Consider the following 12,725-nt stretch of genomic DNA (forward strand, 5'->3'; position numbering starts at 1 on the left):
ACAAATGCGGTACAATATTTGTTAATTGAGTGGGGAAATTAGCCGAGAATTGACTTCCGTGCTAATTTTGTACTCGCACTGCTGTTGCAGCGGACACTCGCCGCAGCGGGGGTTTTTGGCAGTGCAAACTGCCGCTCCAAAGTCCAGCAGTCCTAAATTCCACAGCCCGACTTGCTGTTTGGGAGCGACTCTTTCTGCTGCTTCCCAAAGTTCGGGCGATCGCGATTTTACCTTGCCGCCGTCAATCGCAAAAAAACGCTGCAAAATCCGAGCAACATTCGTATCCAGCACCGCTTTTGGCTGTCCGAAAGCATTAGCGCAAACCGATCGCGCAATGTACTTCCCAACTCCCGGAAGTTCCAGCAACTGAGCTTCCGTGCGCGGCACGTTTCCCTGATAATTTTCCAGGATAACCAGCACCGATTCCCGCAGCTTTTGCGCCCGAAAAAAAAGACCCAAAGGCTGCAACAAACTAGCAACTTCCGCAGCAGGCGCGATCGCCAAATCCGAGAGAGTCGGATATCGACCGATAAATTCCTGATAAATTGGAGCCACGGTAGCAGCAGTAGTTTTTTGCAGCAGCAACTCAGCCACTAAAATCGCGTAGGGGTCGCAGGTGCGCCGCCAAGGAAAATCACGGAAATTATCCTGGGCCCAAGCTTTCAGCCGGCGGCGGAACCAGCGGACTTTGGCGGCGTTCAAATGCTTTAACCCAGGCGCGACATCAGAATCCAAAACAGCGGCATTTAATGCAGGCATTTGATTTGTATTTTTGATAAATTGCCAAGTTTATATCTATATAATAGCAGATTTAAAGGATTTGTAAAATAGTTTTTATCTGCGTCAATAGCCTGCTTTGCGGTTAGTTGTAAAAAGTCTGATTAACCGCCCGACCCGGGAACCGAGAAACTACTTCGATATCAAATATTTGAATATGTAAAATTTTGTATAGAAATTAGCCAAGTTCCCGAAAATAGACGATAGTTGAAATTCAAGAGATTTCAACAGTCCGCGAAAACAAGTTTAAATCAGGTAATAAAATGGTAGTAGCAGCACCTGTTCAATCCGGCAGTCAGTCGATTTTTCAAGCTCGTTACGACAACTTTATTGGCGGTTCGTGGGTAGCGCCGGTGAAAGGGAAATACTCGGAAAACCTTTCACCAATTACCGGAAAATCAATTTGTCAAATTCCCCGCTCGAGCGCGGAGGATGTAGAATTGGCACTAGATGCCGCCCATGCCGCGAAAGACAAGTGGGGTAAGACGAGCCCAGCAGACAGGGCGCGGGTTTTGCACAAAATTGCCGATCGCATCGAAGAAAACCTCGATCGCCTCGCCATCGCCGAAACCTGGGACAACGGTAAACCAATTCGCGAAACCAGACTAGCAGACATCCCGCTGGCGATCGACCATTTCCGCTACTTCGCAAGCTGCATCCGAGCTCAAGAAGGGTCGATCGGCGAACTCGACGAAACCACAGTCGCCTACCACTTCCACGAACCCCTAGGCGTCATCGGACAAATCATCCCCTGGAACTTCCCAATCCTCATGGCTGCGTGGAAACTCGCCCCAGCCCTCGCCGCCGGTAACTGCGTAGTCCTCAAACCAGCAGGGCCAACCCCCGCATCCATCCTAGTATTGATGGAAATCATCGCCGACTTAGTACCGGATGGCGTCATCAACGTGGTCAACGGGCCCGGCGCCGAAATCGGCAAAACCCTCGCCACCAGCCCCCGAATTGCCAAAGTAGCCTTCACCGGCGAAACAACCACGGGCCGACTGATCATGCAGTACGCCTCCCAAAACGTCATCCCCGTCACCCTAGAATTAGGCGGAAAATCCCCCAACATTTTCTTTGAGGATGTCTGCGCCCAAGATGACGATTTTCTCGACAAAGCAGTCGAAGGATTTGTGATGTTTGCTTTCAATCAAGGCGAAGTTTGCACTTGTCCTTCGCGGGCGTTAATTCAAGAGTCAATTTACGATCGATTTATGGAAAGGGCGATCGATCGCATCCGCAAAATCAAGCAAGACAACCCCCTAGATCCGACAACCGCCCTCGGCGCGCAAGTCTCCGTCAACCAGATGGAAAAAATCGCCGAATACGTCAAAATCGGGCGTGAAGAAGGCGCAGAATGCCTGATTGGCGGCGAAAGAAACATCTTACCGGGCGACTTGCAAGACGGCTATTATTTCCAGCCGACAGTCTTCAAAGGAAACAACAAAATGCGAATTTTCCAAGAAGAAATCTTCGGCCCAGTATTAGCAGTCACCACCTTCAAAGACGAAGCCGAAGCATTAGAAATTGCCAACGATACGCTGTACGGTTTAGGCGCCGGACTTTGGACGCGCGACATGAATACCGCCTACCGCATGGGCCGCGCCGTTCAAGCAGGCCGCGTGTGGACAAACTGCTATCATTTGTATCCCGCCCACGCAGCCTTCGGCGGTTACAAATCATCCGGTATCGGCCGCGAAAACCACAAAATGATGCTGGATCACTACCAACAAACCAAGAACTTATTAGTCAGCTACAGCCCCAAGGCTTTAGGTTTCTTCTAAGCAGTGAATGCTAACCAACCGTAGGGTGCGTCAGGCGGGGGAAATTCTGAGTTTACCGTCAAAACATTCAGCCCGCCCGGCACCCTACAATAACCAACCGTAGGGTGCGTCAAAACTAAAATTCTGAGTTTACAGTCAAAACATTCAGCCCGCCCGGCACCCTACAATAACTACTACATATTGGTAGTTACATCCGTTAAATCCGTTACCCCATCCGTTGCCGAACTTCCTTCTCCCATGCAAACAATCCCCAAAGTCACCGCCACAGAAGCAGCCTTAAAACTAATAGACTACCTCAAAACCCAGCACGGAGAATTGATGTTTCACCAATCCGGCGGCTGCTGCGACGGTAGTTCTCCCATGTGCTATCCCAACGGGGAATTAATCGTCGGCGATGGGGATTTATTGCTGGGAAAAATAGGCGGTTGTCCCTTTTATATTGCAGCGCAGCAATACGAACATTGGCAGAAAACGCAGTTAATTATAGACGTGGCCTCGGGGCCCGGAGGCAGCGATTTTTCCCTGGAAGGGCCCGATGGAGAGCGTTTTATTACTCGTTCTCGCTTGTTTGTGAATGCTGATTAACTCTGTTTATCCTTAACTTGCCTCCAGTTTCTCTAAAAACATGAATTTGCTTAAGCCTGAAACCCGGTTTCTTTCATGGGAGCGAAAAAACCTATTTTTATTTAAATTTTTATCTAAGTTTCTCGCGTGGGCTAACGACGACCAATTTTCTGAGGAGGGCAAACGCATCTTATTTTTAGAATACTTGCGCGACAAAGGTTTCAGCCATTATTTGAGTTGGGTTGCCCAAAATTAAACCCCTGATAGGGTAAAGCTTTCAGGATTTAGAGGCGTTTGCCCTGATTTGCTGACTAATTTCACGGCTAGTGCGTTGATATTCGTGGACAATCGGTAATCTTTCAGCTTGAAAATTTGCTAGAGCTTCTGCCATATTAGCAGTAGACGTGAGATGTCGCGATAAAGACAAACCATCTTCCCAACCTGAAGTCATACCTGCTTGCACGATCGGGATACCCCAGCCATCGGTGCGCGGATGGGGTGCTTTTTCAAACAAGTCAACTTGAAACCCTTGTTGAATCAGCAGAATTGCCAGATAAGCTCCTGATGTTCCTGCGCCGATAATACCTATCCTGCTTTGGGACGAAACGATTTGTGCTTCTCCTGATTTAAGATTGCGATCGCTCCTCAAGTAATATTATAATTAAGGAAAATCAAATTTGGGATAGGTCTGGATGGGCGATCGAGCTTTTGGTGATAGCGACAGGTTTCAAGCTGCCGCTAAAATCAGTATTGGAAGTGATGCAGGATTAATAATTAATATCATGTCAGCTCTAACGACCATAATAAGATTGGTTCGCAGTCAGGACTTTAGTCCGAGGGAAAGAAGGACTAAAGTCCTGACTGCGAACCGTTAGAGATTGTGGTCAATCGACCGGACATAATATAATGGTGAGTTGAAAATTATCGCACTCAAAACTTAAGACTGCTTTAAGCTTTAGGGCTGGTAATTAAAGCCAATTCAATTTTGTCATCAGGCTTTTGAGTCACTTGTGCGTCCAAACCAGGGCCAAAAAATTTAGCTATTTTTTCTTGCTTTTCTTCCCAGAGTTCGATCGGCATCAGCGGCGAATAAAACTCTAGAATTAACGCATAAGCACCGTCAACATCAACTTCCCGCAAGCCTTTGAGGAGGGGGCGTTCCTCGTCTGTCGGAGCCAAGCCCAAGCGCTCCAAAGCATCATCTAAGTGCGCGGGTTGGCCGTAGCGAAATCGGGTGATATCTTTGCGGACTTGGTTTTGAGTATCCGTGGCCTGACTTTCTCGCAGCAGGAGAACTTCACCAGAAGTCGGTTCGGTGAACTCTGCGGGTTCGAGTTCGGCTGCTTTCAGGGCCAAACCTCCCAGCAACAGCGGAATCCCATAAAAAAACCCGGCTAGGTTCAGGGTAGGTTTGTCAGTGAAGTAGGCATAGAACCCGACTACTGCTAAGATACCGCCCACAACTAAGGCTAGGCTTGCTAAAGAAATTTTACGTAACATATTAGTGAGGTAAGTAGCTGGAATCAACAATATACTTTAATTATTATCGGGCAAGAAGTCTTGAATAAATTTAGTTTTTTTGCCAAAAGACCCGGGAAAACTGCTAGCATCGATGAGCGCGGGATATCTGTGCATCCACAATCTTGTCTCTAGCTTCAAAAAACTATCCCGCTTGGACTCGCCGCGGCGCCACCGATAAAGATCCGTGTTAATTGCGGGGCGTTGGTTCCAGAAGGCAATCGAGATCGGCAGTATCATCAAAGTATACAGAGCGGCGATCGCGATCGACCCTCTTGCCCTTTCAACCAATTTTCGGACATGATTAAGGACGAAGACAAACAAACTGCGGTCGCAAACAAGTCTGTTCTAGACCAGATTAACTCGCTCAAGCGCGAAGATGAAAGGCTTTATAATATCTTAGCGATCGATGTCTGGGCCCTAGCCAAGACAATGGATGAATATCAACCGGGATTTTGGTCTGCTTTTATGAAAAACCGCGAGAAGGCTCTGAAGCGATTTTTAACTGAAGTGATGAAAAACAAACCCGCAGATAGTAAACGTCCGCCTTTTCTGCGCTGAACTCGGGCTAAAGTTTTGATGTACAATCAAACTATAACACATACCCAAAAACCCTGAGCGCGTTCATCACTTGCAATATAAAAACAGTGAAGGATTAGCCCAGAAAGGTACGTCGGTGAATTAAGAATCCCCGTCTGTTCGCAGGGGGGAAGGTCACATATTTTTGTTAATACTAGCAAAGGCAAAAAACAATGGATGCACAGACAATCAAAGAGCGCGTAGCAGAAATCGAGATCAAGCGGGAATCCCTCGTGCGGCTGTTAGACCGATCGGACTTGGGAGCCGTGAGAATCGATGTCAGTCAGGCGATCGAGGAAATTGATGATTTGTTGGAAGAATTTAAGCGCACTTTTAACAGTTGACAGTTGACCTGTGACAGTTGACCTGTGGCAGTTGGCAGTTGTTAGTGGGCAGTTGTCAGTCCTTAGCTCATAAGCTGTTTTGCATTTAATTGGTACCGTTGGGGCTGACAGGATGCGATCGGTGTCAACTTAGCATTTAACCCGCAGTCCGCCAGGGGTTAAAACCCCTGTCTAATAGCGAAAGTCCTCGCTATGAGGACTCTTGAACTCATCAGTCCTCTTCAGAGGACTTTTGCTTTGAGGCAGGGGTTTTAACCCCTGCCGGACTGTGGGAAAGCGCGTTGTTAAGTTGGCACCAATGACAAGATGCCCACCCCACAAAAGTTTAAATAAAAACAACTGTGAAAATTAGATGCGCGACAGCTTAACCAATGACTAATGACCAATGACCAATGACTAATGACGGCCGGACCAATGACTAATGACGGCCGGACTCATGACTAATGTCAACTGCCAACTCTCAACTGACTAATTCATCGCCATCTGCATCAAAATCTGCTGAGAGCTCACCTCCGGGTTATTAGCAGGCGGGCGCCGCTGAGAATAGTGTCCCCCAGGCTGCAAATCCCAAGCTTGGCGGTTGTCCGCCAACATCACACCCAAAATTTCTTGCAACTCCTTAGCAATCGTTGGATCTTCCACTTGGACGATCGCCTCAACCCGCCTTGTAAGATTGCGCTGCATCCAGTCAGCAGAACCAATATACACCTCTTCGTCGCCGCCGTTGAAAAAATAAAACATCCGCGAGTGCTCTAAAAAGCGGCCGATAATACTGATAACTCTGATATTTTCGCTAACACCCTCAACACCCGGACGCAAACAGCAAATCCCCCGAATAATCAAATCAATTTTAACACCCGCTTGCGAAGCTTCGTACAGAGCAACAATAATTTGAGGGTCAACTAAAGCATTCATTTTAGCGACAATGCGGCCGCAGCTACCCATGCCGCTATCGGCATTCAAGCGGCAGAAGTCGGCCTCGCGGCGGATTAAAGCTAAAAATCGATCGCGCATATTGACCGGCGCCACCAACAATTTTCGATAAGATACCTGCCGCGAATAACCGGTTAAATAATTAAACAAGTCCGTCAAATCCGAACCCAAATCCTCGCGACAGCTCAACAAACCCACATCCGTATACAGTCCGGCTGTTTTGGGATTGTAATTTCCCGTGCCGATGTGGACGTAGCGGCGGATGTAGCCGTCCTCGCGGCGGACTACCATCACAATTTTGGTGTGGGTTTTGAGTCCCACCAAACCGTAAACAACGTGAACTCCCGCTTGTTCTAACTTGCGAGCCCAAAGAATATTATTTTCTTCGTCAAACCTCGCTTTGAGTTCGACTAAAACGGCTACTTGCTTGCCGTTTTCCGCTGCTTGAATTAAGGCGCTGACGATCGGCGAATCTCCAGAAGTGCGGTATAAAGTCATCTTAATCGCTAACACCGAGCGATCGTGCGCCGCCTCAGTAATAAACCGCTGCACCGTCGCCGCAAACGAGTGATAAGGATGGTGCAGCATCACATCTCCCCGGCGGATAGTCGTGAAAATATCCTCGCCCTCATCAACATGGGAAATGGATTTGTCTACCATCCTTGGCGGTTCCGAGTTCCGCAAGCGCGGCGGCACAACCGGAGTCCAAGCCGGATCTTTGAGTTCCGGCACAGGCAGCCCCACAAAAGACATCAAATCCTTGAGGCCTAGCAGCCCCTCCACGGCGTAAACATCCTGCTCGCCGAGATCCAACTCGTCCATCAGCATATCTCGCAGTGCAGGCGGCATAATCGCTTGAATTTCCATGCGCACCGCAGAACCTGCAAACCGGCGCTTGCGGAGTTCCTGTTCTATGGCCAGCAGCAAATCATCTGCCTCATCTTCCTCCACAGTCAAATCGGAATTGCGAGTAATCCGAAACGGGTGATATTCCTGAATGTCCATCCCCGGAAACAAAGCCTCTAAATTGTGGGCGATTACCTGTTCTAAAGGTACGCCCGTCCACACAGGAGTTTTGCCCCTTTGCTGCCACTGCAAATCTGCAGGTAAGGGCAAAAATCGGGGCAAAACCTGCGGTACTTTGACGCGCGCAAATAGTTCTTCGCGGGTGTCCGGGTCTCTGACAACTACTGCTAAATTGAGACTGAGATTAGAGAGGAATGGGAATGGGTGGCTGGGGTCAACTGCTAGGGGTGTGAGTACGGGAAATACTTGTTCTTTGAAGTAGCGGTGCAAGTAATTGCGCTGTTCTTGATTGAGGTCGATGTAGTCGAGAATGTAGATGCCGCTTGCTGCTAATTTGGGCCGCAGAGTTTGCTCAAAATACGAGTGTTGCTGAGTCACCATTGGCAAAAGCCGCTTGTTGATGGCATCTAGCTGTTGTTGGGGCGTGCTGCCGTCGGAGGTCAATTTGCTGACTTTTGCTTCTACTTGCTGTTTGAGGGCGGCCACGCGCACCATGAAGTATTCGTCTAGGTTTGAGCTGAAAATAGCGAGAAATTTGAGTCTTTCTAGGAGGGGCGTGCGGGGGTCGAGGGCTTCGTGGAGCACGCGGTTGTTGAACTCTAGCCAGCTTTGTTCTCGGTTGAAGTAGTATTGGGGATCGCTGAGGTTGATTTCGGTGTAGGTTTTGGCTGGGGTCTTTTTTTGCTTGGACATGGTTTGGGGGAGTCTTGCGGGGAGGCTCGGTTGTATCTTTACCCTTAGTATCGCAGTAGTATCGCGGTAGTGGCGCAGTAGCGGGCGATTGAAATCGCGTCTTGACAGAGTAGCGGGTGATTGAAATCGCACGCCAAACAGACACTCACGCACTCCAAGCGGGTTGAAGAAATTAAAACTCTTGTGGGGCGATGCTCCTAGCCCGCCCCGGAGTAGCGGGCGATTGAAATCGCGCCTACACAAACAAAACCCGCCTCCGCGGGTTGAAGAGGAAGAGCGATCGAAGTTTATGGTTTATGTTGTGTACGATCGCACATTTTATCTCTCGTTTATGCCCGAGACCAGATCCCCCTCGCATCCCCCTTCCCAAGGGGAGTAGGGGTTGACTTTGAGAACGATTCTTGTCCCCCCCTTATTAAGGGGGGCTAGGGGGGATCTGGCCTCAGCGATAAGCAGCAGTCTGTGAATACCTCGGCCCCAACATCACGCACCAATCCCGCGAATCCAATCCTGCACCGCATCCAACAAATCCTCTGCATCCGCGGCAAAACCTGTTAGCGGCAATTCCAGCGGTGTATCGGTAATCCAGGCGATATGAATTCCCATGTGAGAGTCCGCGAGTTTGCGGGTGAAAGACGAAAGCGCATTTTCGCACGGGCACGAGTGCAAAATTAAGGCGATGTGCTGTTTTTGCAGCCGGTTTTTGAGTTGCGGAATTAATCGCTTGAATTCGGGGGCGTTGCGGATGGCGGGGATGTCTGTATCTGCGGGGAAGATTGTTTGATACAGTTGGGTACAGAGTTCTTGGGCGATCGCACTTGTATCTGTTTCGCCTTCTAGGGCGCGAATGTTGAGAGGCGCGGGGAAGGCTTTATCTGTGGGTTTGAGTTGTTTTAGGAGTGTGGGGATATCTGTATTTTGTGGGTGGTTGCGATCGGGTGTTGGGGAATTGGTGGGTTGAGTGTGCCATGCTTGATAAAATTCTGGGTAAGTCATATTTTGGGCGCAGTCCCAGATGACTTTGTAGCAATCTTTATAGCGATTAAAATCGTTTTCGTAGATTTCGGAAGTTAGGCAATCTTTCAATCCTGAGACTGCGATCGCGAAGTATTGACCTTCGATGATTTCCCCTAAGATATCTGCCGCTTGCCACCGGGCAATGTTATCATCTGAATTTCTGATTAAATCGACTAAAGTGGCGATCGCAACTACGTTATCTTTGCATATTTTCCCTAAGCTTACGGCCGCTCTCCTCTGGGTATTTTTATCCTGAAAAGTACCGATTAAATCGACTAAAGCTGAGATCGCGACTGAGTTATCTTTGTCGATTTTTCCTAAGCTATCTATGGCACTCCTCCAGGTATTATCATCCTCGGAAGTACCAATCAACTCCTCGCAATTATCGAAATTTGCGAGTGTAATTGAGTTGTTTTTTAATGATTTTGCTAATCCATACGCCAATTGCATCATCATATTTTCAGTGGAACAAATACCACTAAATTCCTCGAAAAATGCGAGTAGAACTGAGTTATCTGGGTCTATTTGTCCTAAGCTAGATGCTGCTATTCTCCGGGTAGTTTTATCCCCTGAATTGCGGATTAACTCTACTAAACCGGATATCGCAACTGGGTTATATTCACCTATTTCTCCTAAGCTTATTGCCGCTTGCCTTCTGGTTGTTTTATCCTGAGAAGTACGGATTAACTCCACTAAAGCGGAGATAGCGACTGGGTCATCTTTGCCTATTTTACCTAAGATATACGCCCCATGCCAACGGAGAATTTGAGCAGATGAGTTGCGAATTAAGTCCACTAAAGCGGAGATAGCGACTTGGTTATTTTTGCCTATTTTACCTAAGCTATCTGCCAGTATCCAACGGGTAAGTTCATCACTCGAATTGCGGATCAACTCGACTAAAGCCGATATTGCAACTGGATTATCTTTGTCTATTTCTCCTAAGCTTTCTGCCGCTAGCCTCCGGGTGTCTTCATCAATCTGACAAATACCTATTAACTTGACTAAAGCTGAGATAGCCCTTTCCCTATCCGTTTCTTTCAGAACTTCCCTTGCTCCCTCTGCAATTGGAGCAAGACATCTCCACCACTCCTGTTTGTCCTCATTAAAATCAACAAATCCCCACTTAACAATCTGCGAGACAATCTCATCAGCAAGACTACAATCCTTAAACTCAACAATTCCCGCAGCCACTAGAAAATATGCACGAGCTCCATAAAAATCATCACACCCATCATCAAACTCAACCAAAGCCTTAATAAACCCTTCCTTCTCATCCTTCCCAACCTCCTCACGCCCCAACCACAGCAAAATAACCTCCTTCCACTGCTTCTCAAAAATGCGATACCTAGCATCAGGATGCTGCGGATTCCCAGGAAAATGATTCAAGAAAAAGTGCCAATCCTCAACCGCCAAAGCCACAAAATATTCCTGAAAAGTCGGATGATAAAAAGCATAAATCCCTTCCATCGTCTCCGCATCCCTCGCCACCAAATTCAGCCAACCCAAATCGCCAGCCAACTCAAACAGCGATGCACCCATCACCCGATATCCCACACTTTCTCGCAACTGAAACCGCTCCGTTTCATTTAACATCCCACCCAGAGCCAAATTCCCCAAAGCCGTATTCAAATCCTGCTGCTGAATCCAATTCAGGCGCGGTTCCTTCCACTGATACAATGTAGTCACAAACCGCCGATAAAGCTTAGCCTTAGTATCCGGCAAATCCCCATCCAACGACTGCCAAGTGCCACACAGCAGCGAACATCTCAGGGGATTTTTTACTAAATCTCGAATTCGCTCTTTTCCCGGTGATGCTAATGCTTCGCGTAGCTGTTGGGAGAGATCCCCCCCAGCCCCCCTTCTTAAGGGGGGAGCAAGAGTGTCCCCTTCTCCTGTCGCCTCCGTTGAAAAAGCGGGAGTAAGAGTGTCCCCTTCTTCTCTTGTCCCCCCCCTTCTTAAGGGGGGGTTAGGGGGGGATCGAATTAATGGGGGGTTAGGGGGGGCTCGAAACCACTTATCGATAAATATTTCCACTTGTTGGGGATAGGAAAACTCCAGAGTGCGATAAGTATCAAAAGTATCCAACGCAGAGCCGATCGCATCCCAAACATTCTGCCGACAACTTAGCACAATCCGCGCCATTTGAATACAGCCGCCAGTTCTAATGTGCCGCTGAATTTCCGCCAAAGGATTTTCATCTCCGACAGCCATCTCATCCGCCCCATCCAACACCAACCAAACGCGATCGGCATTAAACTGTGCCAAAAAATCATCCTTAATATCCGCCGTCGCCTCAGCCTTCCCAACTCTCTTAATTGCCGCCAGCAGCCAACTATCAAATAAATAGGTTTCTAATTCCTTCCCCTGCAAATCCGCCAAGGATATCCAAATTACAATCGCCTCGGAAATTTCAGCAGCCACCCAATTAGCAATCCGCCGCAACAGCGTAGTTTTCCCAGCCCCCGGTTCCCCAATAATTCCTAACCGCTTCCCATTGCTTTTCGGGCTACTTCCTTGCCGCAGCACTTGTTCGAGAAACTCGCTATGTTCAAAGGTTTGAGTAACTTCTTTTTCTCGGTACAAATCCGAACCTTCCTCGGCAGCCAAATCCGGGCGCTTGTCAGGTACTTTGTGCCGTTCCACCAATCCCAGCGGCACATAAACATCATCAATTTGATGGTTGCCAAAAGTTAGCTGATTGCTACTAAGCCGCTGCTGTTCTTTCTCGTCTAAAATCTGCTGGCAAATAGCCCGCCAGTCAATCGGTTGGTAAACAATGCGGCTCTTTGCAACAATCTCCTCAAGCAAAGCATACATCTCTTGGGTTCTGCTATCAATCCGCGTCAAAGTTTGCCCGGTAAAAATCTGAAAAACCTTTTCATTTTCCTTGATTTCCCGAGCAAAGTATGCTGAAACCAAGGCAAACAAGTCTTGCTCTAACTTTGTTTTGTAGGGTGCGACATCGCAATTGTCTAGGGCAACTTCCAGCAGTTTTTGCTTAACTGCTTCAACCCGATTCTGCTTTAACTCATCTGTGGCAGTCAGCAGCAATTCAATCTCATCTAAACCTGCAATCGGAATCCCAGACGGGACTGTTTCTTTATCGACTTTTTCCAATTCAGATTTTAACTGCTTAATCTTCTTATCTAGCCATTCTAAATCTGGACGGTGTTGAGGTAAGTAAATAACGATTCCTTTAGAAGCCCTGCGAGATGGCTCAACCAATTCTTTGTGACATTCTGAGGCGATTTGTTGTTGAGCTTTCAGGAAAGAAGTTTTTAGCGCTTTTTCTAAATCGTGATTGACAAGTTTTCCGTTTTGTGATAATTTTTTTATCCCTGTCAAACAGAGGTGCTTTGCTGCATCATTGGCTTGAGTCCCTACGATGGCTTGCCACACGACGGTGAAAAGCCCTCCCAATAGTAGCGCTGCATCTATCATGTGACGGTTCTCCTAATTTCCGGCTCGAAGGGGGTTAGTTTGATTGTAG

At 48.0% G+C, this 12,725-nt stretch carries 9 protein-coding genes; 4 read left to right on the forward strand and 5 right to left on the reverse strand.

The window, feature by feature from the left end:
- Positions 1-21: 21 nt before the first annotated feature.
- Entirely contained in the window at positions 22-759 is a 738-nt protein-coding gene (locus QUB63_RS24880; RefSeq protein ID WP_332948004.1) for an A/G-specific adenine glycosylase, read from the reverse strand.
- 281 nt (positions 760-1,040) lie between these two features.
- On the opposite strand from QUB63_RS24880, the gene exaC reads away from it, so the two are divergent.
- Positions 1,041-2,561: an acetaldehyde dehydrogenase ExaC gene (exaC, locus tag QUB63_RS24885; protein ID WP_332948005.1), complete on the forward strand. Its 1,521-nt coding sequence runs from the start codon at positions 1,041-1,043 to the stop codon at positions 2,559-2,561.
- Between the two features lie 180 nt (positions 2,562-2,741).
- Entirely contained in the window at positions 2,742-3,146 is a 405-nt protein-coding gene (locus QUB63_RS24890) for a DUF779 domain-containing protein (RefSeq protein ID WP_332948006.1), read from the forward strand.
- A 256-nt stretch (positions 3,147-3,402) separates the two neighbouring features.
- On the opposite strand, the gene QUB63_RS24895 is transcribed toward QUB63_RS24890, so the two are convergent.
- Positions 3,403-3,774 carry an FAD-dependent oxidoreductase gene (locus QUB63_RS24895; protein ID WP_332948007.1) on the reverse strand — a complete coding sequence of 124 codons (372 nt, stop codon included), beginning with the start codon at positions 3,772-3,774 and terminating at the stop codon, positions 3,403-3,405.
- 299 nt (positions 3,775-4,073) lie between these two features.
- Positions 4,074-4,625 (reverse strand): DUF2854 domain-containing protein, encoded by a 552-nt coding sequence (locus QUB63_RS24900; RefSeq protein WP_332948008.1) that lies wholly within the window; start codon positions 4,623-4,625, stop codon positions 4,074-4,076.
- 318 nt (positions 4,626-4,943) lie between these two features.
- Between QUB63_RS24900 and QUB63_RS24905 the strand changes: the two genes are divergently transcribed.
- Both QUB63_RS24905 and QUB63_RS24910 read left to right on the forward strand, forming a co-directional pair.
- Positions 4,944-5,204, forward strand: a complete 261-nt coding sequence (locus tag QUB63_RS24905; RefSeq protein ID WP_332948009.1) for a hypothetical protein — start codon at positions 4,944-4,946, stop codon at positions 5,202-5,204.
- Between the two features lie 191 nt (positions 5,205-5,395).
- A complete protein-coding gene (locus QUB63_RS24910; RefSeq protein ID WP_332948010.1) occupies positions 5,396-5,566 on the forward strand; it encodes a hypothetical protein in 171 nt (56 codons plus the stop codon).
- A 468-nt stretch (positions 5,567-6,034) separates the two neighbouring features.
- Here QUB63_RS24910 and ppk1 read toward each other — a convergent pair whose 3' ends face one another.
- Positions 6,035-8,218, reverse strand: a complete 2,184-nt coding sequence (gene ppk1 / locus QUB63_RS24915) for a polyphosphate kinase 1 (protein ID WP_332948011.1) — start codon at positions 8,216-8,218, stop codon at positions 6,035-6,037.
- Positions 8,219-8,701: 483 nt separating this feature from the next.
- Positions 8,702-12,676, reverse strand: a complete 3,975-nt coding sequence (locus QUB63_RS24920) for a HEAT repeat domain-containing protein (protein WP_332948013.1) — start codon at positions 12,674-12,676, stop codon at positions 8,702-8,704.
- Positions 12,677-12,725: the final 49 nt, after the last annotated feature.

Origin of the sequence: Microcoleus sp. ARI1-B5 (genome assembly GCF_036705795.1) — a bacterium.
Classification (GTDB): domain Bacteria; phylum Cyanobacteriota; class Cyanobacteriia; order Cyanobacteriales; family Microcoleaceae; genus Microcoleus.